Here is a 23,260-nt window from a genome sequence, read left to right on the forward strand (position 1 = left end):
ACCGTATTCAAGAAGGAGATTTGTAAATGAAGCTTTTACGTACAGCCGCATTAACTACTATGCTCACACTACCTATAGTGCAGCAAGTAACATCTTTATCCAAAAAATACATACAGCTTCATTCGAGATATAAAAGCAAAACCATTACCAGGTAAACTTTACAGGCAATAATTTAATTTTTGTATAGCTTTAAGCAAATTTAGTGTATGTGATTTAAGATACTAGTTATCAAAAGTTATTCCAACTATCTACTTAATGGCATTACACACTTATTCACCAGGTAAGGAGTTCGCACGCTTTGCCGAAGCAAGCAAGTGTAAGTTTGTGCTTACAGTGCAACTTTTATGTTAATTGCCTGTGTAAATATTCGTAAATTTATGTATATCTTATAACAATATATTAAATAAAACAGCGTTTTATTGCTAAACTCACTTAGTCTATAACTATTGCTAATCAATAATTATAGTGGATTGTAAATTAATTGTGATTTTTTGTATAAACATTAACACTTAGACTAAGATATTGAAGTTAAAAACTTTATAATAAAACTGTAATGCTATTACATTCATCACCACGGAGCGAAGAGTTCGCACAGAAGTTTGTTGAAGCGAATGAGTCTTGGAACCTGGAGCAACTGTATAAAGATATTACTTTTGCCAAGCAGCAAGAGAAGCAACTTTATCGTAAACAACTTACTCCAACAGAAAAAGCTTGTTTACGAGGCTTGATTCGTGGTTACAGTCCAACTGAAATAGCTTGGGAACTCAACCGCGAACCAAATGGTTTACGGGTGGAGCTTTCTAGAGGTTTATATAGATATATTGAGAGTTTAACAGGCGCCCGCATTAAAAATTGGAGCAACGTTTCCAAAGAATTAGAAAAGAAAGGATATAAATTCCACAGTATAGGTACAAACGTTACCGCGAATCGTAGAGACGTTACATGTTTAGTCTCTACAATTGAAAATCACGTTGATTGGGGAGAAGCGATAGATGTATCTATATTCTACGGGCGCCACACTGAACTCACCACCCTACAACATTGGCTAAAACAAGACAAATGTCGTCTGGTTGCCCTATTAGGTATGGGTGGAATAGGAAAAACTGCCTTATCAGTAAAGTTAGCACAACTGGTACAAGAAGAATTTGACTTTGTAATTTGGCGTAGTCTTCGTGATGCTCCTCCCATAGAAGAACTGTTAGATACATTAATCAAATTTTTCTCATGCCAACAGGAAACTAATTTACCGCAAACAGTCGGCGCCAAAATTTCACGTTTAATTGAATATCTACGTAATGCACGTTGCTTGATAGTGCTAGATAACTTTGATGCTGTGCTATCAAGCGGTAAGCGCGCGGGTAATTATCGCTCTGGATATGAAGACTACGGAGAACTGCTACAAAGACTCTCTGAAACAGCGCACCAAAGTTGTTTGGTACTAACTTCGCGCGAGAAACCTACGGAAGTGGCAGCTTACTCAGGAGAATTTCTACCAGTTCGCACTTTACAGTTGTCTGGATTGAATAATGATGATGCACAAGGAATTTTAGCAGCGAAAGGTCTTACTGGGTCGGAGGAAGAGATTGAAAAATTAATCGAGTGTTATGGAGGGAACCCATTAGCACTAAAAATTGCAGCAACTTCGATATTTGATTTGTTTGATGGCAGTATTGCTGACTTTTTACACGAAGAAACGACTGTTTTTAATGGTGTTCGTAATCTTTTAGACCGTCAATTTCAGCGATTATCACCTTTAGAAGAAGATGTAATGTATTGGACTTGTATTAATCGCGAACCTGTACAAGTCGCACAATTACAAGCAGATATTCTGCCAGCAGTATCAAAAGGAAATGTATTAGAATCGTTAGAATCTTTAACTTGGCGTTCTTTAATTGAAAAAAACAGAGACGTGATATATCCCATCTCTACATTTACGCAACAACCTGTAATTATGGAATATATGACTGAACGTCTTGTTGCAGGCGCCACTGAGGAGATAAAGACAGGTAATATTGAGTTATTAAATAAATATGCTTTAATTAAGGCTAACTCTAAAGATTATATTCGAGCAAGCCAGATTCGTATGATTTTAGAACCGATATTAGCTAATTTACAGTCTGATTTAAAACTTCAATCACAAGTTGAGCAGAAAATTAAAAACATTCTTTACAACCTGGATGATAAATTATCAAATCAGCCAGGATATAGGAATATTAATTTAATTAATCTTTTATGCCAACTCAAAGTTGACTTGACTGGATATGATTTTTCGAGTTTAAATATTTGGTGAGCTTATTTGTATTAAGTGAAAGTGGACAGAGGCGGGCAGGGATGCCCGCTCCACGCATGATGGGAGCGTAGATTGACCCAGTAACTTGAATGGGTCATAGACCAATATTGCCATCTACATTAAGACAGATATTTATTAGTCACTCAATACTTTAACAGGACGTATATTATTTGACAGCTAATAAAAGGTCATGATAAAGTCATAAAAAAGTCATACTTTATACTAAAAAGCAACCTTATATGCTTACAACCGCACAGTACCTAGTTTAAAAACTGGAAATGGTACGCTAGTATTTGCGCTTATAAGCATGTAAATTTGTAGTATGTCGTCGGTTTATGTACGACTCCCACTCCAATAATGCTGTTTAATGTGTCCATTTGATTAATTTGTGTAATTACGGATTTTATTTCCTGAAATACAGGTGGGTTTTGGTATGCCTAGATATTTTTGTATTGCTAAGTAGCATGAATACGTCATATCACCCACACAAAAGGAGATAATGGAATTGTTAACGGTTGAAGAAGGATTAGCCGTTGTTGAGCAGGTATTACCACAGGGACATTTAAATAAAGTTCAGCAAATTGTTTTCCGCTGTTCCTGGGCTGGTCAGTCTTACAATGAAATTGCTAAGACTTACGACTATGATTATGGCTATATAAAAGACACTGGCTCGAAGCTGTGGCAATTACTGTCAGAACTGTTCGGTGAGAAGGTAACAAAGCTGAACATCAAGGGCGTATTGCTACGTTATATCAAATGTAGAGACGTTACATGTAACGTCTCTACAATCCATCAGGCTGTGTTCACGCAGTGTTCCGCAGGAAAACAAAATTATATTGATTGGGGAGAAGCGATAGATGTATCTATATTCTACGGGCGCCAATCTGAACTCACGACGCTACAACAGTGGATAAAACAAGACAAATGTCGTCTGGTTGCACTTTTAGGCATGGGTGGAATTGGTAAAACTGCCTTATCAGTCAAATTAGCGCAACTAGTACAAGAGGAATTTGACTTTGTAATATGGCGTAGTCTCCGCGATGCTCCGACCATAGAAGAATTATTGGATACATTAATCAAATTTTTCTCATCCCAGCAGGAAACTAACTTACCGCAAACAGTCGGCGCCTCCCTCTCGCGTTTAATTGAATATTTACGTAATTCACGTTGCTTGATAGTACTGGATAACTTTGATGCTGTGCTATCAAGCGGTAAGCGCGCGGGTAATTATCGCTTAGGTCATGAAGATTATGGGGAACTGCTGCAAAGGCTTTCTGAAATACCACATACTAGTTGTTTGGTATTAACTTCGCGTGAGAAACCAGCGGAAGTAGCTGCTTACTCTGGAGAATTTCTTCCGGTTCGTTCTTTGCAGTTATCGGGATTGAATAATAATGATGCACAAGGTATTCTAGCTGCGAAGGGTCTTACTGGGTCTGTGGATGAGATTGAGAAATTAATCAAGTGTTATGCAGGGAACCCACTAGCACTGAAAATAGCAGCAACTTCAATTTTTGATTTATTTAATGGTAGTGTTGCTGGCTTTTTACACAAAGGTACGACTGTTTTTAACGGTGTTCGTAACCTTTTAGACAGACAATTTCAGAGGTTGTCACAAGAAGAAAAAGATATAATGTACTGGACTTGTATTAATCGCGAACCCATACAAGTGGGTCAATTACAAACGGATATTGTGCCAGCAGTGTCGAAAGGGAATATATTAGAATCATTAGAATCTTTAACTTGGCGTTCTTTAATTGAAAAAAGTAGAGACGTGATTAATCACGTCTCCACTAATCACGTTTCCACATTTACACAGCAACCTGTAATCATGGAATATATGACTGAGCGATTGGTTACAGGCGCCGTTGAGGAGATAAAAACAGGTAAGATTGAATTATTAAATAAATACGCTTTAATCAAGACTAATGCAAAAGATTATATTCGCTTTAGTCAAATTCGCGTAATTTTATCACCAATATTAGCTCATTTACAATCTGACTTAAAATTACAATCTGAAATTGAACAAAAACTTAAAAATAATCTTTACAACCTACGTGATAAATTCCCAAATCTACCAGGATACTGTGGTGGAAATTTGATTAATTTGTTACGCCAACTAAAAGTTGATTTAACAGGGTATGATTTTTCGGGTTTAACAATTTGGCAAGCTGACTTACAAGGTGCCTGTTTACATGACTGTAATTTCTCCAATACCAATATTAGTAAATCGAATTTTAGCCAAGCATTAGCAAATATTCTTTCGGTAGATTTTAGCTCTGATGGAAAGCTTCTTGCTACAGGTGATGCTAATGGGGATATTTGTTTGTGGGATGTGGGTAACATACACACGTTAAATGTAGAGACTAAACATGTAACGTCTTTACATGGTCATGTTGGTTGGGTGTGGTCTATTAAATTCAGTCCTGATGGAACACTTGTTAGTAGTGGTGAAGATGGTACTATCAGAGTCTGGAATATAAGCAGTGGTGAATGCTTGCACGTTATACAAGCTTATTCGATACGATGTGCATCGGTTAGTTTTAGCCCCGATGGAAAAATATTAGCAAGTGGTGGAGTTGATGGAACTATCAAAATTTGGGATGTCAAGACTTGGCAATGCGTAAATATACTTAATGGACATACAAAGCTTTTACGTGTGGTAGCTTTTAGTCCTTCGGGGTTATTCATTGCCAGTGGAAGCGATGACCATACTATAAAATTATGGAATACTAAGGACGCTGAATGTCTATATACATTTACAGAACATACTGATGCAGTTCTTTCACTTGCTTTTAGTCCTTCGGGGCGCCTTCTCGCTACCGGAAGTGCAGATAAAACTGTAAAATTATGGCGCCTAGATACAGGGGAATGTTGGAAAACACTACAAGGTAATCAGCTTGATACAGTTGTTACAGTTGCCTTTAGTCCCAATGGAGACTTAGTTACTGGGGGTGAAGCATCTGTTATTAGTTTGTGGAATATTGAAACTGGACAATGTTTGCAAACTTTCGGTGGACATACAAGACGTGTCTGGTCAGTTACTTCTAACCCTCAAGGAAATATTCTTGCCAGTGTGAGTAGAGACCAAACTGTAAGACTATGGGATGTTGCCACAGGGAAATGCTTGAAAACCTTACAAGGTTACACAGGTCGAGTTTGGACGGTAGCTTTTAGTCAAGATGGTCAATTTTTAGCCAGTGGTACAGACAACACCGTTAGACTTTGGAATTTATCTAATAATAAGTGCTTTCAAACTTTCCACGGTCACACCTGTGAGGTTTGCGCGCTAACTTTTACTAACAATGGAAAACTCGCTAGCAGTAGCTACGACCAAACAATCAGAATTTGGGATACTACTAATATAGATGCTCATGGGCGCCTGCTTACAAATAATAAAAATGCATTCACCAAAGACGCGATATATCGCGTCTCTACAATAAAAGGACACGTAGGTTTTGTATTTTCTGTATCTTGTAGTCCAAACGGTCGGATTTTAGCTAGTGGTAGTGCAGATAGTACGGTTAAGCTATGGGATATTGAGACAGGAGAATGTTTTAAAACTATAGACCCACAAATTGGTTGGGTTTTTTCTGTTGTTTGGAGTCCTGACGGGGAAATTTTTGCAGCTAGTGGCAGAGACGGTATTATCAAACTATGGAATACTAAAACTTGGGAATGTCTCAACACTCTAAAAGGACATCAAAGTTGGGTTTACTCCATTGCTATTAGTCCAGATAGTCAAATATTAGTTAGTGGTGGAACTGATTTAAGTTTGAGAGTATGGGATATCAAAACAGGTAACTCGAAGTTAATTCCACAAGCACATACAAATATGATAACCAATATCAAATGTAGTCCTGATGGAAATACATTTGCTAGCTGTAGTCGTGACCAAACTATTAAAATTTGGAGTTATACAGGAAATTATCTAAAAACACTTGTAGGACATAAACATTGGATTTTAGGAATAGACTTCCACCCTAAACAACCAATATTAGCTAGTGCTAGTCAAGACCAAAATATTCGACTTTGGAATATAAATACAGGAGAGTGTAAAAATATTTTACAGGCGCCTCGTCCTTATGAAGGCATGAATATCACAAGTATAACAGGTTTAACTGTAGCACAAAAAGCTACTCTGAAAACACTTGGTGCTTTTGACTTATAATGCATCATAATCGTAGCTTGGGTGGAGCTTGCGCTTAGAGGTTGTTTGAAAAGTGTCATTCTATGTCATGCTGAGGAACGAAGGGCGCAGTTTTCCCGCAGGGTAGCATCTCAGTATATAGTTTCAAACCCTAGATTCTTCGTTCCGCTACGCTCCACTCAGAATGACAATTTATAGCTTACTAGACTTTTCAAACATCCTCTTACGTAGTATGCCGTAGGCGCAACCCAACATAAATACTCGTAAGGGTAGATAAGTTTTTATTATTATCTTGTGGCATTCGCATCCTTGCCCGTCCCTTAAATCTAAATTAAAAATCCCGGTAACTTTTATGATACCGGGATTGTTAAGATGTTAGGTTACGCGCTCTTAGCTCCACCCAACCTACGATTTACTACGATTTACAAATCAGGGGGTAAAATCACTTTGTTGATGACGTGGATAACACCATTGCTAGCTTTTACGTCAGGTTGAACAACTTTAGCGTCGTTTACAGTTACACCAGTAGATGGGTCTACTTTAACGCCGATGGGTCCACCTTGCAGACTCTTGACTTCGCCAGATTTTAAGTCGCTGGAAAGTACTTGACCTGATACTACGTGGTAGGTCAAAATTTTCACCAATACTTCTTTATTTTCTGGTTTTAACAAGTCTCTAACTGCATCTTGTGGCAACTCAGCAAATGCTGCGTCTGTTGGTGCAAAAACAGTGAAGGGACCCTTACCCTGTAAAGTTTCAGTTAGTCCAGCAGCTTGGAGTGCTTTGGTTAAAGTTTTGAATGAACCGTTTGCTTGAGCTACTGCAACAATATTTTTATTAGAGTCGGTTTGACTTCCTGGTTTTGTACCTGGTGTTGTTTCTGGTGGTGTTGGTGTAGTACCTGGACTTGGTGTTGTTTCTGGTGGTGTTGGTGTAACACTCGGTTCAGTTGGTACTGGTGCTGGTAAAGTTTCTGGGTTTGCTTCACCACCAGGTGCGGGTGGTGTAGTTGGACTAGAGGCGCCGCCACCTGGACAAGCACTACGGTTGTAAGGGCACTCCTGTAAAATACTAGGGGCTGGATTTAATTTAGGTCCAGGAGTTGTATTCTGAGCAGTTGGGCTTACTTTCTTCTTTTTCTTGGAATTTTGCTTTTCTGTATCGACCGTTGGTTCGCTCGGTACATACTGTGTGTTTGTCAGTACACGCTGACTGCGGTTGTAGGTTGTCTCCGCAAAAATACTGGGTTCTGGATTGAGTTTATTTTGGGCGCCTGCTGGCAAGTTAATCAAGAGACCAATGCCCGTTACTCCCACTACGCCAGCCAAAAAGGGCAGCAAATTGCTGTTATTAACCTTCATAAATCTATATTTGGCTTAGATTTCCACACATTACATAGGAAACTTATAACATTTTTTTACGCACAAAATCTAACGAGCGAGAATAATATTTTTACTCATAAACGCCTTGTATTCATAATCTACAAATTTTAGGCACCAATATTTTTACTTGATGTACGTGTATTGATTGAAAAGCAATCCAAGAAGCTCAAGGCTTATTATATAACCAATTGACCCCTTATATCCAATGCCAAACCATAATACGTCATTTCTACCCCTCACATTTTTCGCTACCACGAAAAAATATAAAGCATTAATCAATACATTTTAAAGTAATATTCTATACAAGTAATTTATTTTTTATTTGTCCAAGCTCTCAAAGCAATGCTACGCTTGTCTTATAGGTCAATAACACATTATAAATCCTAGTATATATGTAAACTATAATACATAGAATAAGCATTTTTGATACATGGATAACGTTCATAAATAGTATTGAACTATTAAGAACTGTACAGGACGGATGCAAGTGTGAAATTGTTCCTCAAATTTTAATTTTTAAGAAAAATATTGCTTGTATAAGTGTTTTTCAGGCGATAATTGTTGTAAATTTAGTATTTTGGTGTATAAACTCAGTAATAATCTATCCTCCTTAAATGCTTGCAATTAAGGTAAATATATCGCTTGATAGTTGTACTGTAAAAATAAGTGCAAAGTATAATAGTCAATTGGACTAACACATATTAAAGATAAAATTGTACAATCGACCAGTCAACTAGTAGTAGGAAATACAAAATGCTAGAATTGTACCAATTTGAACTTTCGCAATACTCAGAAAAGGTGCGATTGATTCTCGATTACAAAGGGTTAGATTACCGCAAAATCGAAGTTACACCTGGTATTGGGCAAGTTGACCTATTTCGCTTAACTGGACAAAGGCAAGTGCCTGTACTTAAAGACGGGAGTAGATATATTGTGGATTCTACTGAGATTGCAAAATATCTTGATTCAGTATATCCCGACCGTCCATTAATACCATTGGATACTAAGCGTCGGGGTTTAACGTTAATGATGGAGGAATGGGCTGACGAGTCGATTGGTATAAAAGGAAGAAAGGCACTTTTTGGCGCCATTAGCCAAGACCAGTATTTGCGTAAGTCATTACTACCAACAACGACACCAGATATTTTAAGAACTTTGGTAGAGGGGGTACCAAGTGATTTTGTTAAAGCTTTGGGTATAGGTGTTGGTTATAGCCAGGACGCGATTAAGAGTGCAATCGAAGACTTAAAGCAAGATTTAGAAGCATTATGTTTAATATTGCAGGATAGTCCATATTTAACAGGGGATGAGCCGACTTTAGCCGACTTTGCCGTGGCAGGTTTATCTATATTGTTAAAATTTCCTGAAGGTGACTATTTAGATTTGCCAATTGGTGTAAGAGGCAAAGGTGTACCCGAATTAGCAAATAGCCTAACTTATGAACGCTTTTTCACTTGGCGTGATAATTTGTACGCACGCTACCGTAAACCTTTAGCATACACCTCAGTTATATCTGGTGGTGGCGCCCCAACTTCAATTCAAATCGATTAAACAAACTGAAGGGGGAGAGCGAAAAGAGCATTTTTTTCTTATCCTTTACCCCTTTTTTCTGTTGTAGTACATTTTTTCTTGATTTTTTAACATTTATATTAAAATTCGATTTAATATATATCGAGAACATTATGTGCTTATTAACATGCAGTTGGGACAGCCGTTAGGTTCAATTACTCAAGGTTCGCTTACAGGTGGACTAGAAGTTCGTTTGCACCCCGATATTTCAGTTGAAGATATGCGGGTCGGGAAATTTTTAGTAGTGCAGGGGATGCGGTCGCGTTTCTTTTGTATGTTGACTGATGTTGCACTTGGTATTGCAAATCAGCGAATTATTGCAAATCCTCCAAATTGGGAAGATAGTTTTTTACGTGAAGTGTTGGCAGGTAGTGGTACTTATGGCACTATTAATCTGGCGCCGATGTTAATGTTTACCCCCGAAGCTGAGGAGAGACCAACATTCACAAATGGAAAATCTGCAAATCGTGAAGTCCCAAATGGACTTAAAGGTTTAGCATCATTTGAACCGCAAACCAGCACGACAATGGAATTGTTACCAGTAAAAACGATTCCCAGTCACTTTAGCCAAGTTTACGAAGCATCCGAAGAAGATTTTCGTCGCGTTTTTGGTTGGGAAGACGACATTCATCGTAAGAATTTTTCTATTGGCAAACCATTAGATATGGATGTTCCGGTATGTATCGACTTAGATAGATTTGTTGAACGCAGTAACGGTGTATTTGGTAAATCAGGTACCGGAAAATCTTTCTTAACTCGCTTACTATTAGCTGGGATAGTTCGCAAAAATGCCGGGGTTAACCTTATATTTGATATGCACTCAGAATATGGTTGGCAAGCTGTTTGCGAAGGAAAACAATACAGTACAGTAAAAGGGTTAAAGCAATTATTCCCTGATAAAGTCGAAGTATATACCCTTGACCCAGCCTCTACAAAACGTCGAGGTGTACAAAACGCTCAAGAATTATACCTTAGCTACGACCAAATCGAAGTAGAAGATATTCGTCTTTGTAGTCGTGACCTTGGACTTTCGGAAGCAAGTCTAGATAACGCGAATATACTCTTTGCAGAATTTGGAAAATCTTGGATTCTTCAATTAATCAACATGACCAACGAAGAAATCAAGACATTTTGCGAAGAAAAACGCGGACACCAAGGTTCCATCACCGCATTACAGCGCAAACTGTTACGCATGGAGAACCTAAAATACATGCGGTCGGCATGTCCACAGAATTATGTCAACCAAATTTTAAAAACTCTTGAAGCTGGCAAAAACATAGTAATTGAATTTGGTTCGCAGTCGGACATGTTATCGTACATGCTGGTGACAAACATGATTACACGTCGTATTCACCAACATTATGTAGCCAAAGCCGAGAAATTTCTCCAATCAGGTAATGTGGCAGATAAACCGACTCAACTAGTAATTACGATTGAAGAAGCACACCGTTTCCTCGACCCTGCTATTGTTGCCAGTACCATCTTTGGAACCATCGCGCGTGAAATGCGGAAATATTTCGTAACTTTATTGGTAGTAGACCAGCGACCATCAGGAATTGATAATGAAGTTATGTCTCAAATAGGGACGCGCGTTACTGCATTACTAAACGACGAAAAAGACATCGAAGCAATCTTTACCGGAGTATCAGGTGGTACCGCATTACGCTCAGTACTAGCAAAACTAGACTCAAAACAACAAGCATTAATTCTAGGTCACGCAGTACCAATGCCAGTAGTCGTGCGTACACGTCCATACGATGAACAATTCTACCGCGAAATAGGAGATCCAATTTGGGAAGAAAAAGACGACGAAGAAGTATTCGCAGCAGCAGAACTAGCAAAAGCCGACTTAGGATTTTAATTTAATATTGTCATGCTGAGGTACGAAGCATCTCTCAACTGTCATGCTGAGGAACGTTAACGCAGTTTTCCCGAAGGGTAGCATCTCCAAATTGTCATGCTGAGGTACGAAGCATCTTTAACTATCATTAATAAATATGTTGTACATACACCCTAGAAGGGTGAGACTATACGAACGAAGCCTGCCTACGCAGGCTAAAAAACTTTATTATTTGTGTTATTGATAAAATATCATGAGTCGTGAACGTAAACGTAAACGGAGTTTTCCCGTTATCCGAAGGGTAGGGTAGCATCTCCAATATTCTCTTACTTACAAACATTATAAAGTTGTAATATTTTTTTAAGATAGCTCAAATTATGGAGTTTGAATGGGATGAAAACAAAGCGAAACGGAACCAAGAAAAACATGCAGTTTCCTTTGATGAAGCAAAAACTGCGTTTGATGACCCACTCTATCTAATTTTCCCAGACCCAGACCATTCAATTGGCGAAAAACGTTTTATTATAATGGGTAATCAACGCAAAACCAATTATTGGTTGTATCTTATACAGAACGTGGTCAAATTACCCGGTTGATTAGTGCAAGAACAGCAACTCGCGTTTGAACGTAAAGTTTATGAATCAGAAGTATAACTCCGAATTTGAAGACGAATTACGCGACGAATATGATTTTAACAGTATACCAGTAGTCGCAAGAGGACCAGGACGAAAACATCCAAATAAGGTAACAATCGAATTAGAACCAGATGTTGCAGAAATATTTTCCGACTCTGTAGCAGTTAACGAAGCTTTACGCTTTCTAATTAAAATTACTCAAAAGTCAATTCCTCAAACATAGTAATTACAGTGATTGGCAGAATTATTTCATTATAGTATAATTTGAGAAATAACTATCCTTGTTTTAAAATGAGTACAAAAGACCTTTTACTTAAAGAAATAGACCAAACACCAGAGTATTTGTTAACAGAAATTCTCGATTTCGTTCAATTTGTCAAAAATAAACACTTACAAGAAAAAATTGAGATAACTATAATGAGTGAATCGTCGCTTGCAAAAGATTGGTTAAAGCCAGAAGAGGATGAAGCATGGAAAGACTTGTAAAAGGTGATGTCGTTATTGTTCCTTTTCCTTTTTCAGACTTAACACAAACAAAAAGACGACCTGCCTTGATAATAGGGACATTACAGGGAAGTGACCTTATACTCTGTCAAATAACTAGCCGCTTAATCGCAGATGATTATGCAATTTCTCTTGAATCCGATGATTTTAGTTTAGGTAATTTAAAACAAAGTAGCCATATTAGACCAAATCGATTATTTACAGCAGATAGACAAATTATTATTTCAAAAGTAGGTCAAGTGAAACCAGAAAAACTTAACGAGGTTATTACTACAATAGTGAATATCTTACAATCATAATTGAAACATTCGGTACTGCTCTTAAGGATATTGCCGAGGATATTGCTCACGAACTACTTTATAAAGTAAGCGAGGATTATCAATGGCGCCAAAAATTATTTAATGCCAAAGTTAGCGAAAAATTTGAGATTAGCAATAATAATACTTACGGACTAAAATTTGCTGCATTTGCCGATGGTTGAACAGAAAACGGTTTTTGGTTTATTGCCGTTGAGTGTACCAATTTTCCTCACATAGTATTTTATAGTATGAATGGAGTTTGCTCAAACGTAATAGAACTCGTTAAAAGTGTAATTTCTTCTTTGGCTTCTTGATTCATGTTAATTATTAATATTTTAACAGTTACAAAAGGTACGCATCAGAAGACAAAAGTCTGGACTACACATCGATAATTATTATTCTTTCAAAAGCTCCTTTTAAATACCGCATTTTTAATTTATAACCTACCTTAATGTATAAGTAAATGCTAGAAAATACTGAGTCGATTAATTACTAACTGTTGGACAGAACCTGCCAACGTGCATTTCAGGAACAAAATCTAAAATTTTATTAAGAGAATTATACTAATTTTAAATTTATTTTCAATTTTCAGTATAAATTGCAAGCTGAAAAAGCTTTAAATCAATATATGAACCCAACTAATGACGTAAACGAAGCAATTAGTTTTATAGACGAAATGAGTGTGAGTATATGTAAACTAGCTGATGATAAATTTTAGTTAACATAAGTATGACACCAGAACAGAAGCAAGAAATTTTAGATACCTATACTTGGATAAAAGTCAAGCGTTATAAAGATGATGAGACTAAATCTTGGGAAGAGAGGTATAAAGAGCTAGAGAAGCATCATTTGGAAGAAACGAATTTTTTGATTACTAAAATCCGTGAAATTGTTCAGATGTTGTAAGTTATTATAACTTAAAGCCACAGGCAAGGATGCCTGTGCTACAAGAGGTTTGTAAATATTAGACTTTACTTAAGTTTTAAATGATTATAATGTAGGTACAATAAAATATATACAAACCTCTTGAAGAATAAATACTAAGGTGTCTATTTGTCAATGAAATCGCATGTTCTTGGATTTTGGCTAGCTGGTAGCAATCTATTGTCGCTGCTTTCTTCCAATCCAACAATCGCACAAATTGCGGCAGATGAAACCCTAATCAGAAATACTGTTCGTCAGCAGGGGAATGTAACAGTTATCGAAGCTGGAACAACGGCAGGCGCCAATTTATATCATAGTTTTGGTTCTTTCTCAGTTCCAACTGGCGCCACAGCTTTTTTTGATAATTCTTTAGATATTCAGAATCTAATTAGCCGAGTTTCAGGTAAATCTACATCTTATATAGATGGAATAATTCGCGCTTCGGGAACAGCAAATCTATTTTTAATTAATTTAAATGGAATAGTATTTGCTCAAAACGCGCGTTTAGATGTTGGCGGCTCGTTTATTGGTAGTACAGCAGATAGTATAAAATTTACTGATGGTTTTGAATTTAGCGCTAGAAATCCTCAATCTACACTTTTGCTAAGTATAAATGTTCCAGTTTGTTTGCAAATTGGACAAAATCCGGGAAATATTACAGTTCAAGGCGCCGGATATGATTTGCCGGTGGCTGTGCCAATATTTACACCCATAATTAGAGGTAGTAAAACTAATTTACAAGTACATCTGATAATGCAGTTCGTCCAAATTAATGAGGTATAGTGACAATGAAAAAAAATTTGAAAATTCTGCCTCGCGGCGCCAAAACAATACTTATTTTTTTTGTGACATTATTATTGGTTTGTAATATTTATTCGCTTTTTCCTACCCATGCAGCAGATATTTTATCAAATCCTCAAGCATTAGTAGAACAAGGTAGAAAACTCTACGAAACTGGAGAATTAACCCGCGCAAATACAATATTGCTACAAGCTGTACAACTTTTTAAATCAGGGGGTGATAAGTTAGGAGAAGCAATGACGCTAAGTAATCTCTCTCTAGTAGCTAAAAAACTTGGAGAATTAAACAAAGCTGAAAGTTATATTGCACAAAGTCTTGAAATATTAACCAAATCAGAAGTTCGTGCAGATAATGTATCAAGACTAGAAATACTTGCTGAAAGTTTAGATATTCAAGGACAAATACAATTAGAGTTAGGTGAAGCAGAGAAAGCTTTAAATACATGGAAACTAGCTGCAAACACTTACGATAAAGCAAAGAATGAAGTTGGTGTAACTCGTTGTTTAATTAATCAAAGTATTGCCCAGCAAGCTTTAGGAATGTATCGTCAAGCGCGTGCGAATTTAGAAGAAATATCTCCTCGTCTTGAAAAGCAATCAGATTCTCTTATAAAAGCCACTGCATTACGTAGTTTAGGTGATGTTTTACAACTAACTGGTGATTTAGATAATTCTACTAAGATATTACAGCAAAGTAGAGACATCGCCACAAAATTGCAATCTCCTTCGCATATTAGTGCTGCTTTAATTAGTTTGGGCAATACTCAATTAGCTTTAGGTAAAAGGGAAGTTGTACAAGATATTAATACTACCTACGAACAGTCTACACCTTTGCGCTGTAAAACTAATCAAAATCTTACTAAATATCCACTGGCTATTCAATTTTACAATCAAGCAGCGCAATCTTACATTGAAGCTGCTAATATTTCAACTTCACCACTTACGCAAGTTCAAGCACAACTTAATCAGTTAGATATTCAGCAGAAGCTCCAGCAATGGTCAGAAGCACAAAAACTATCAAGTCAAATAAAAACAAAATTAAATACAATACCACCTAGTCAAGCATCTATTTATGCTCAAATCAACTTAGCACAAAACTCAATATGTTTAAAACAAGCTACCGCAGCGAATAACCCTAGCTGGAAAGAAATTGCTCAAAGTTTAGCTATCTCTATTCAACAAGCAGATAAAATTAACGATAAACGTTCTCAAGCTTTTGCGTTAGGCGCCCTAGGTGCATTATACTTAGAAAATAAAGATATAAATAACGCGCAAAAGCTGACTGAACAAGGTTTAGCAATAGCTATTGCAAACAACGCTACAGATATCACTTATTTGTGGCAATGGCAATTAGGTTACATACTTAAAGCAAAGGGAGATGTTGAAAATGCAATTAATTCGTATAAAGAAACAGTAAATACGTTGAAAGATTTACGTAATGATTTAGTTGCATTAAATCCAGATGTACAGTTTTCTTTTAGAGATAACGTTGAACCTGTTTATCGGCAGTTTGTTGATTTACTCTTAGAACCAGAAAACCAAAAATCACAAAAACAATTACATTCAGCACTCAGCACTCAGCACTCAACACTCAGCACTCAAAAAAATTTAAGATTAGCCCGCGAAGCAATTGAAGGGTTACAATTAACCGAGCTAGAAAATTTCTTTCGTGAAGCTTGTTTGCTGCCAAAAGCCAAACAAATTGATGACATTGTTGATAAAATAGACCCAGCAGCAGCAGTTATTTATCCAATTATTCTCAAAGACCGCTTAGAAATTATTGTCAAATTACCAAATCAAGCTGAACTTAGACATTACACGACTTATAAACCTTTAGAAGAAGTAGAAAGCGTTTTAGAACAACTTCAGAAAAAGTTGAGAGAACCCGACCGAACTAACGATATCAAGAATTTATCACAGCAAGTATATAGCTGGATGATTAAACCAATTGAAAATGAGCTTCCAACTCAAAAAATTAAAACTTTGGTTTTTGTTTTAGATGGTTCGCTGCGAAATATTCCTATGGCTGTTCTCTATGATGCAACGCAAAAACAGTATTTAATTCAGAAATACGCCATTAGTCTGGCGCCTGGTTTACAATTAATAGACCCAAAACCTTTAGAGAGAAAAGAGTTAAATGCTTTAGCAGGTGGGGTAAGTCAACAGATGAAAGTCGATGGACGCTCATTTTCTTCACTTGAAAACGTACCCGCAGAATTACAAAAAATTCTATCTGCAATACCCAATAGTAAAGAACTTCTCAACCAAACTTTTACCAAAGCAAATGTCCAAAACCAAATTCAAAGGTTGCCATACACAGTTGTTCATATGGCAACCCACGGAGAATTTAGTTCAAATGCTGACAAAACCTTTATCTTAGCTTGGGAAAAACTATTAAAAGTCAAAGATTTTGATAATTTATTGCGGTTGCGTGAGCAAAGTGAGTCTCGTCCTATTGAACTACTCGTTCTCAGCGCTTGTCAAACTGCAACTGGAGATAAACGTGCAACATTAGGACTTGCTGGTATCGCTGTACGTGCAGGTGCGCGCAGCACTTTAGCAACATTATGGTCAGTTGACGATAATTCAACCGCAGAAATAATGATTAAATTTTATCAAGCTTTAGCAAATACTAACGTACCAAAAGCCGAAGCCCTCCGACTAGCTCAAGTATCTGTGTTAACGAATGACGAAAATCCTTATCTGTGGGCGCCTTATGTACTAGTAGGAAATTGGCTATAACCAACTTGCCAGTAACCAACTTGCCAGTAACCAACTTGCTAACTAAGTAAAAATCTTGTGGAACAGGCATCCCTGCCTGTCCCTTATATAATGTTCCTTATACAATCTTACTTATCCAATGACTCATTAAACTCAATCTCATCACGTTTAATCGTAACATCATACTTACCAAAAAAATTCTGCCCCAAAAGACCAGTTCGTTCACCAGAATCAATAATAGCCACCTCTACATTATCCACCTTTGTTCCACCAACCTCGATAGACTTCACAAAGCCAATTGGATATTTTTCGACTTGACCATTTGCCATGATAAAGTAGCCTTCTCTGACTGGCTCAACATTTAACTCCGAAGCCATCTTTTTATTAATGCTAGTTTTACTGGCGCCTGTATCTACAAGCATTTCTTGTTCATGGTTTCCATTAAAGGTTACATCAATAATAGGACATCCACCACTACGCCGTTTAATCTTTGCTGGACCATCGTTGCGTGGGTAATGAATAATAAAAATAGCCAAAAGAACCGCGACGGCTAACTCCATTTGAATCCTCCGCGAAAATACGCTTTGTTCGACTGTGTTAAAGACTTAACAATAAACACAAGTTATTACCGAAGGATTCCAGATTTTTAGAAATTAAAATTGATAACGAATTTCTCCTTTTACAGTATTATCACTGAAATTGCTTTGCCCAATTACGGCTTCATAGTCTATTGCTCCAGCAACGTTGCGCGAAAATAATACTTGTACTCCTGCACCTAATCTAAAACGGTCGCGGTCGGGTTCTAGGGTTTGCGAACGCATAGGAATACCCGGTTGATTTACCAGTTCTGAGGTAATAGTACGATTATCGTTACCAAACTCGTGTTCATAACTTGCGCGCACATTCGGGATGACTTTAGTATCTTTACCTGCATCTATACTAATCGAAGCTTGGGCGCCAACACTCATTACAAACGAGTCAACTTGCTGGTCGTCAACTTTCATATTCAAACTATCGGCGCCTTTTTCAGTATAGCTATCTATGCTAACGCGGTTATAACGTAAACCAAGAGTAGGCCCATAAGCAACATTTTGTGATTTTGCAACGTAACCACCGTTTACATTTACATTAAACTGACTTCCATTAGGTTTACCGACAGCAGTACGACTATCAAAATTAGTTGTGCGTTTAATATCATAGTCATTATCGCCATATCCTAAAACGCCATTAACGTAGAAACTATCTCCCACGTAATTACTGTAAAGCGATATAGAATAACCATCAACACCAATGGTACCTCGGTTTTGCTTTAAGTCTGTGTCGTTGCTTGCGTAACCCAAAGCTAAACCAACAGCCAAATTATCTGCAACACGATAGTCAACACCAGCAGTCACACCTGAAGTCGTAAAATCATAACCTGGATATTTGCTGGTTGTTTCTCTGTCTCCAAAATTGATATCACCGTTAATAAAAGCTCCTACACGGTTTGTATCACCAGGTGTTGTGGCAGTAGTGCGTAAAGCTAGCAAACGTGCGTCAATAAGTTGTGTTTGTCTTTTAGCAAAATTTAAACCAACTTCACCTTGAGGTACAAAGGTCGTGGGAGCATTGATAACAGAAGCAGCATACTGTGCAATTAATTCATGTCCACGAGTAGTTGGGTGGAGTTCATCCCAGAATAGATATTGATTTGGATTTGAGCATAATGTACCCACTGCTCGATTAAAGCAGGGTTCAGAAACATTCGTAAGCCCAAATCTATCTGGTTTTGCCGTTACTTCTGTAAATACAGCATTAACATCCAAGGGAATAATATTAACGTCTTTACGACTTCTAGCTATTGTACCCAGTGCAATATTCAAATTTCGATTATGCTCAAGAGTTAAATTAGTGCTGGCAGTGGCAGTCCCTAACGCTTGCTCTTGGGGTGTACTACCTAATGTCGGCAAATTCGACACTATTATATTACGGGCGCCTTTATCAATTAAAGTATTGACGGCTGTCGATATATTATTTACTACTGGTTGCGAACTAGTAGCCCGTAATATTAGCGGTCGCACTAAGTAATCATTGGCACCAACTGATATGGCATACAACGCATTCGGGTCAAGAGGTGTTTGTGATGTAAACTGGTTAAACTGAGTGTTGATTTGAAACGGTAACGATGGTAACTGGGCGCCGAGCAAACCACTCAAAGTATTTACATTCCCAGAAGACGAACCACCGACAGCAAAGTTAACACTTGCGGCAGGAACGATTTCAAGGGAAGAACCCAAAATCTCTGACCACACAGGCCCATTAGAGAAACGTCCTTGAAAATATGGCGGACTAGTAGGAAATTGATTTCCTGTCAGACGATATAAATTACCGTTATCTACTAAACTATCACCAAAAATAAAATATTGATTGAACTGCTGCGCGAAAGCTTTTAACGGTGATAATACTGAGGCGCTTAACAATAAAGCAGTAATGATTATTTTTCTCATTGCTATTACTTATTTTCTTATTTATTGTGTGTTCAAAAATACCAGTTATATGTATAGCACACAAGTGTTTATAAATACAGTTTTTATTTACTACTCAAGTATTTGATAAAGATTTGATGTTGATTTGACTTGTCTTCAGGGAAATTACCAATTTTATTATTAAGTTTTGTAAATATATCCCTAGCTAGATACGGAAAATTACTGAATTAGGTAGTAGTTGGGTAATAGGACTTTCAAAACTCTACAAATTACCCAACGCGCATGAAAACGAGTCTTGTCAAAATAATTACAATATTATCGATATCGTTGGGAGGAATCGGGATAGTGGGAGGAGGATTTTTTCTCTCGCGCGCGCTTGATAAAAGCCAGGAAAATCAAATAGTCGAAGACACAGAACGTTACCGAGAAGTACGAACTAAATTATGGTTAGATAAATCACAAATAAAGCATTTTCCTACTGAAATACCAGTTGATGCAACAGGTGTTCGCTTCGTTTACTCACCTGGTTACATGCAGGGGGGTAACGTGTTGCAATTACGAATGAAACAGCCACAATCTAAGATAGCCACTTTGGTAAAACAATATCGTCAGACTGCCAAATATAAATTCAGAGGTGGTGACACAAACGAGCATATCAACAAACCCAACGGTGTCCCCACAACATTCTTCCATACCAGTGATGACACCACCGATAAATCATTTCCATTTAACTACGAAATCTTGGTATTAGGCGCCGACGATAAAGGCAGCAAAGATTTTCAATGGAATCACGGTGACAGTTACGGCGTCGCAATAAACCCCCAATCATCAGAAATAATATATTGGGCAGAAGCATGGTAAGGGGATTGGGGGACGGGCAAGGATGCCCATCCCACAAGAATAATTAGCTATATACTATTGTTATGCTGAGGAACGAAGCATCTGAACACGTTAACACCCTATTGTCATGCTGAGGAACGAAGCATCTGAACACGTTAACACCCTATTGTCATGCTGAGAAACGTAAACAGATTTTTCACGCTTTCGCGCGCATCTTAAAATCTAAAATCACAGTCTTAACTCGCTTTAAGTATCAAAGCGTATTAGCTTGTTCTGTAATAACTTGGTCTAACCTACTGCGAAAATCAGCATCAGAATAATACCGCTTTGAATTTTCAATAACTAACTTAAGTATTTGCTCTCCAACTTGGTTGAGGTTAGACGCCTTTAAAAGACGATTAAGATTTTCTGGTTGAATATCTCTTAGCAGTTGCCCAAAAGCAAAGTTAAAGAAAGGGGCAGCAAAAATTTTGACTCCAGCAAAGTCAAGTTCTACAGGTTGGTCTGCCAACAATTCTGGATAAATAAGCTCATATACCTTTTGACCATCGCGAAGTGTAATACAATTTTTGCCTATTAGAGTTAGAATTTCGTGCCTCATATTATGCGTTTCTGTAGAAATTGAAGATGAAGGTTGATGTCGCAGAAATTATAACGCCTCCGGAGTGGTAGAAACAATTTTAAAAGACAAGGGGAATTAAATGTTGATGTTTTAGACCATGACGCTTGTAATAAACTGCAAAAATGGTTTGATGACCGTTGGAAAGATTACGGTTGTATTGATATATCTAAAGAGCTTGCCGAAATAATAGATAATAGTTGGGCAAGAGAAGAATTAATAGCCCCTTACCATATTTATTTAAAGATTGCTTATCATTTGTCACATGAAGCAATTGCTGGTTTATCAGAATTTAGAATACCTCGTGAATTTAATAACTTATTTGATTTTCAAAAAGCAGCAGTTCAACTAGCAGCGCGTCATGTTACTAGACGTGGTGGTGTGCTAGTAGGGGATGTTGTCGGGTTGGGAAAAACTTTGGTGGGAACAGCGCTGGCTAAAATATTACAAGAAGATTGTTTTTTAGAAACGCTGATTATTTGCCCAAAAAATTTGGTATCAATGTGGCAAGAATATGTCGATAATTATCGGCTTTATGCCAAGGTTATGTCGATGAGTAATGTTCAAAATCAACTTCCAGAACTACGACGTTATCGGGTTATATTAATTGACGAAAGTCATAATTTGCGTAACCGAGATGGAAAAAGATATAGAGCAATAGTTGAATATATTGGCGCCAACGAAAGCAAATGTATATTACTTTCCGCAACACCTTATAATAAAGCTTATCTTGACCTTTCCTCCCAATTGCGGCTATTTGTTTCCGAAGACCAAGATTTAGGTTTTAGACCAGAAGCGTTAATAAACGAGCTAGGTGGTGGTTCGTTAGGAGAATTAGAATTTATTAGAAAACATCAATGTTCCGTTAAATCTTTAGCTGCATTCGAGAAAAGCGAACATACCGACGACTGGCGAGAGTTAATGAAACGTTACATGGTACGCCGAACGGTAAAGACGTTAACCTTTACAAGCTATTTTTAGAGCAATGTTTTAACTTATTGCGTCATGGTGGTGAGTGTGGAATCGTTATACCAAGTGGTATTTATACTGATTTAGGAGCAAAAAAACCCCGATAAATGCTATTTAATCAAAGATTAATTGGAATTGATGACGATGGCAAAGCTCTTGGTTTAGATAATGATTATCAAACTTTGAAAAAGAAGAACAATGACGGGTATATGCTGTTTTTGAACAATGACCTGTTATTAAGAGAGATAGGACAAGAATTTGGTACTCACTTCCGTATCACTTTTCATAAGGTAAGCAATAAAGATGTATGTAGAGTTGCTGTCCAGCCATCACCAAACCCGGTCTGGGTGAAAATGAAAGATAAAAATGGTAAGGAAGAGGAGATTTTCTATATCCGCAGTAATAACTCAAGCGTTAAGCTCTCGCCTAAAAAAATTGTGGAATATATTGAGATGAAAAAAAGTTAGGAATGTATCATTTGTAAGGTGGGCAGTGCCAGCCCTTTCAACGCGAACTAGAGTACTATAAGATTTGAGCCTGAAACCCCCATTCCTGCGTTACCCACAAGGTAGGTTTTTTAGTTAACCACCCAACTTAATTACGAGAGCAGATCAAAAATGGTCAATATGGCGCCCAAGAAATTGTTCATTTTTTTGAAGGAATAGCCGCAAGTCTTGTTGGAGCGGAGGTTAATTAAACACTTATTTTAGGTAAAATTTTGGTACTAGTGTTCGCGTTGAAAGGGCTGGCAGTGCCCACCCTACTTACATTCCATTTTAATGGAATTGTGCTATTAGCATGGGGATTTTCAACCCCATGCGGGTATGAGCGCCACTGATGAAAGCGAAAGAGCAAAGCTGCGCGCGGAACTTGACGGAATGATTGCTCACCTCTATGGTTTAACCGAGGAATACGTATTTACAGCAAATTTCGTTTATGTGTGGTGTATGTAGAGACGCGATTATTCCCTTCGGGACACTACGTGAACGCGTCTCTACGAGGTTTTGGGCATTTATACGTGTACTTCATTTACCCAAAATTTGCTGTATATTCTTGCATTCCATTTTAATGGAATTAAGCTATTAGCATGGGGATTTTCAATCCCATGCGGGTGTGAACTGCACAGGTGAGAGACGATTTTATTGTATTTAAAACGCTGGAGAGACGCGATTTAATCGCGTCTCTACAAAAATTGGCACATATTTAAAATTTTATCTTGTGGAGGTAGGCATAGAAAGCCTGCCCCTGAAGTT

Annotated in this window: 19 protein-coding genes; 15 read left to right on the forward strand and 4 right to left on the reverse strand. The window is 37.5% G+C overall.

What is annotated here, in order from left to right:
* Nucleotides 1-553 precede the first annotated feature (553 nt).
* Together DSM106972_RS15880 and DSM106972_RS15885 are read left to right on the forward strand one after the other, a co-directional pair.
* Nucleotides 554-2,290, forward strand: a complete 1,737-nt coding sequence (locus DSM106972_RS15880; protein ID WP_127081623.1) for an NB-ARC domain-containing protein — start codon at nucleotides 554-556, stop codon at nucleotides 2,288-2,290.
* A gap of 499 nt (nucleotides 2,291-2,789) precedes the next feature.
* Nucleotides 2,790-6,461: a WD40 domain-containing protein gene (locus DSM106972_RS15885; protein WP_127081624.1), complete on the forward strand. Its 3,672-nt coding sequence runs from the start codon at nucleotides 2,790-2,792 to the stop codon at nucleotides 6,459-6,461.
* Between the two features lie 401 nt (nucleotides 6,462-6,862).
* On the opposite strand, the gene DSM106972_RS15890 is transcribed toward DSM106972_RS15885, so the two are convergent.
* Nucleotides 6,863-7,801 carry a fasciclin domain-containing protein gene (locus tag DSM106972_RS15890; protein WP_127081625.1) on the reverse strand — a complete coding sequence of 313 codons (939 nt, stop codon included), beginning with the start codon at nucleotides 7,799-7,801 and terminating at the stop codon, nucleotides 6,863-6,865.
* Nucleotides 7,802-8,575: 774 nt separating this feature from the next.
* Here DSM106972_RS15890 and DSM106972_RS15895 point away from each other — a divergent pair.
* The 9 genes from DSM106972_RS15895 (at nucleotide 8,576) to DSM106972_RS15930 (ending at nucleotide 17,135) form a co-directional block, all read left to right on the forward strand.
* Nucleotides 8,576-9,373 carry a glutathione S-transferase family protein gene (locus DSM106972_RS15895; RefSeq protein WP_073624068.1) on the forward strand — a complete coding sequence of 266 codons (798 nt, stop codon included), beginning with the start codon at nucleotides 8,576-8,578 and terminating at the stop codon, nucleotides 9,371-9,373.
* A 145-nt stretch (nucleotides 9,374-9,518) separates the two neighbouring features.
* A complete protein-coding gene (locus DSM106972_RS15900; RefSeq protein WP_127081903.1) occupies nucleotides 9,519-11,252 on the forward strand; it encodes a helicase HerA domain-containing protein in 1,734 nt (577 codons plus the stop codon).
* Nucleotides 11,253-11,608: 356 nt separating this feature from the next.
* On the forward strand, nucleotides 11,609-11,827 hold the full coding sequence (locus DSM106972_RS15905) for a BrnT family toxin (protein WP_325052188.1): 219 nt from the start codon (nucleotides 11,609-11,611) through the stop codon (nucleotides 11,825-11,827).
* A 40-nt stretch (nucleotides 11,828-11,867) separates the two neighbouring features.
* Entirely contained in the window at nucleotides 11,868-12,089 is a 222-nt protein-coding gene (locus tag DSM106972_RS15910; protein ID WP_127081626.1) for a hypothetical protein, read from the forward strand.
* Between the two features lie 68 nt (nucleotides 12,090-12,157).
* The gene (locus DSM106972_RS15915) at nucleotides 12,158-12,352 is read left to right on the forward strand and encodes a DUF2281 domain-containing protein (protein ID WP_127081627.1); all 195 of its coding nucleotides are present in this window, start codon (nucleotides 12,158-12,160) and stop codon (nucleotides 12,350-12,352) included.
* Complete coding sequence (locus DSM106972_RS15920) at nucleotides 12,337-12,669, forward strand: type II toxin-antitoxin system PemK/MazF family toxin (protein WP_127081628.1); 333 nt, start codon at nucleotides 12,337-12,339, stop codon at nucleotides 12,667-12,669. The genes DSM106972_RS15915 and DSM106972_RS15920 overlap by 16 nt, the downstream gene beginning before the upstream one ends.
* A 729-nt stretch (nucleotides 12,670-13,398) precedes the next feature.
* The gene (locus tag DSM106972_RS51395; RefSeq protein ID WP_158632828.1) at nucleotides 13,399-13,575 is read left to right on the forward strand and encodes a hypothetical protein; all 177 of its coding nucleotides are present in this window, start codon (nucleotides 13,399-13,401) and stop codon (nucleotides 13,573-13,575) included.
* Nucleotides 13,576-13,728: 153 nt separating this feature from the next.
* Nucleotides 13,729-14,376, forward strand: a complete 648-nt coding sequence (locus tag DSM106972_RS15925) for a filamentous hemagglutinin N-terminal domain-containing protein (RefSeq protein WP_127081629.1) — start codon at nucleotides 13,729-13,731, stop codon at nucleotides 14,374-14,376.
* 5 nt (nucleotides 14,377-14,381) lie between these two features.
* On the forward strand, nucleotides 14,382-17,135 hold the full coding sequence (locus DSM106972_RS15930; protein WP_127081630.1) for a CHAT domain-containing protein: 2,754 nt from the start codon (nucleotides 14,382-14,384) through the stop codon (nucleotides 17,133-17,135).
* Nucleotides 17,136-17,242: 107 nt separating this feature from the next.
* Here DSM106972_RS15930 and DSM106972_RS15935 read toward each other — a convergent pair whose 3' ends face one another.
* A complete protein-coding gene (locus tag DSM106972_RS15935; RefSeq protein ID WP_127081631.1) occupies nucleotides 17,243-17,674 on the reverse strand; it encodes a retropepsin-like aspartic protease family protein in 432 nt (143 codons plus the stop codon).
* Between the two features lie 93 nt (nucleotides 17,675-17,767).
* Nucleotides 17,768-19,600, reverse strand: a complete 1,833-nt coding sequence (locus DSM106972_RS15940) for an autotransporter domain-containing protein (protein WP_127081632.1) — start codon at nucleotides 19,598-19,600, stop codon at nucleotides 17,768-17,770.
* 261 nt (nucleotides 19,601-19,861) lie between these two features.
* Here DSM106972_RS15940 and DSM106972_RS15945 point away from each other — a divergent pair, with 261 nt between their 5' ends.
* Nucleotides 19,862-20,440 (forward strand): hypothetical protein, encoded by a 579-nt coding sequence (locus tag DSM106972_RS15945; RefSeq protein WP_127081633.1) that lies wholly within the window; start codon nucleotides 19,862-19,864, stop codon nucleotides 20,438-20,440.
* 232 nt (nucleotides 20,441-20,672) lie between these two features.
* On the opposite strand, the gene DSM106972_RS15950 is transcribed toward DSM106972_RS15945, so the two are convergent.
* Entirely contained in the window at nucleotides 20,673-21,020 is a 348-nt protein-coding gene (locus DSM106972_RS15950) for an STAS-like domain-containing protein (RefSeq protein ID WP_127081634.1), read from the reverse strand.
* A gap of 276 nt (nucleotides 21,021-21,296) precedes the next feature.
* Between DSM106972_RS15950 and DSM106972_RS15955 the strand changes: the two genes are divergently transcribed.
* The 3 genes from DSM106972_RS15955 (at nucleotide 21,297) to DSM106972_RS54915 (ending at nucleotide 22,960) form a co-directional block, all read left to right on the forward strand.
* Entirely contained in the window at nucleotides 21,297-22,019 is a 723-nt protein-coding gene (locus tag DSM106972_RS15955; protein WP_233787099.1) for a DEAD/DEAH box helicase family protein, read from the forward strand.
* A gap of 95 nt (nucleotides 22,020-22,114) precedes the next feature.
* A complete protein-coding gene (locus tag DSM106972_RS15960) occupies nucleotides 22,115-22,474 on the forward strand; it encodes an AlbA family DNA-binding domain-containing protein (RefSeq protein WP_233787096.1) in 360 nt (119 codons plus the stop codon).
* Nucleotides 22,475-22,831: 357 nt separating this feature from the next.
* On the forward strand, nucleotides 22,832-22,960 hold the full coding sequence (locus DSM106972_RS54915) for a hypothetical protein (protein WP_267901126.1): 129 nt from the start codon (nucleotides 22,832-22,834) through the stop codon (nucleotides 22,958-22,960).
* Nucleotides 22,961-23,260: the final 300 nt, after the last annotated feature.

It is taken from the genome of Dulcicalothrix desertica PCC 7102 (genome assembly GCF_003991905.1).
GTDB lineage: Bacteria > Cyanobacteriota > Cyanobacteriia > Cyanobacteriales > Nostocaceae > Dulcicalothrix > Dulcicalothrix desertica.

Coding starts and splice junctions, on each gene's coding strand:
- DSM106972_RS15900 (WP_127081903.1), top strand. CDS start 9,519: ATGCAGTTGGGACAGCCGTTAGGTTCAATTACTCAAGGTTCGCTTACA.
- DSM106972_RS15910 (WP_127081626.1), top strand. CDS start 11,868: ATGAATCAGAAGTATAACTCCGAATTTGAAGACGAATTACGCGACGAA.
- DSM106972_RS15885 (WP_127081624.1), top strand. CDS start 2,790: ATGGAATTGTTAACGGTTGAAGAAGGATTAGCCGTTGTTGAGCAGGTA.
- DSM106972_RS15960 (WP_233787096.1), top strand. CDS start 22,115: ATGCTATTTAATCAAAGATTAATTGGAATTGATGACGATGGCAAAGCT.
- DSM106972_RS15925 (WP_127081629.1), top strand. CDS start 13,729: ATGAAATCGCATGTTCTTGGATTTTGGCTAGCTGGTAGCAATCTATTG.
- DSM106972_RS54915 (WP_267901126.1), top strand. CDS start 22,832: ATGAGCGCCACTGATGAAAGCGAAAGAGCAAAGCTGCGCGCGGAACTT.
- DSM106972_RS15935 (WP_127081631.1), bottom strand. CDS start 17,674: ATGGAGTTAGCCGTCGCGGTTCTTTTGGCTATTTTTATTATTCATTAC.
- DSM106972_RS15930 (WP_127081630.1), top strand. CDS start 14,382: ATGAAAAAAAATTTGAAAATTCTGCCTCGCGGCGCCAAAACAATACTT.
- DSM106972_RS51395 (WP_158632828.1), top strand. CDS start 13,399: ATGACACCAGAACAGAAGCAAGAAATTTTAGATACCTATACTTGGATA.
- DSM106972_RS15915 (WP_127081627.1), top strand. CDS start 12,158: ATGAGTACAAAAGACCTTTTACTTAAAGAAATAGACCAAACACCAGAG.
- DSM106972_RS15920 (WP_127081628.1), top strand. CDS start 12,337: ATGGAAAGACTTGTAAAAGGTGATGTCGTTATTGTTCCTTTTCCTTTT.
- DSM106972_RS15880 (WP_127081623.1), top strand. CDS start 554: ATGCTATTACATTCATCACCACGGAGCGAAGAGTTCGCACAGAAGTTT.
- DSM106972_RS15905 (WP_325052188.1), top strand. CDS start 11,609: ATGGAGTTTGAATGGGATGAAAACAAAGCGAAACGGAACCAAGAAAAA.
- DSM106972_RS15895 (WP_073624068.1), top strand. CDS start 8,576: ATGCTAGAATTGTACCAATTTGAACTTTCGCAATACTCAGAAAAGGTG.
- DSM106972_RS15950 (WP_127081634.1), bottom strand. CDS start 21,020: ATGAGGCACGAAATTCTAACTCTAATAGGCAAAAATTGTATTACACTT.
- DSM106972_RS15890 (WP_127081625.1), bottom strand. CDS start 7,801: ATGAAGGTTAATAACAGCAATTTGCTGCCCTTTTTGGCTGGCGTAGTG.
- DSM106972_RS15945 (WP_127081633.1), top strand. CDS start 19,862: ATGAAAACGAGTCTTGTCAAAATAATTACAATATTATCGATATCGTTG.
- DSM106972_RS15940 (WP_127081632.1), bottom strand. CDS start 19,600: ATGAGAAAAATAATCATTACTGCTTTATTGTTAAGCGCCTCAGTATTA.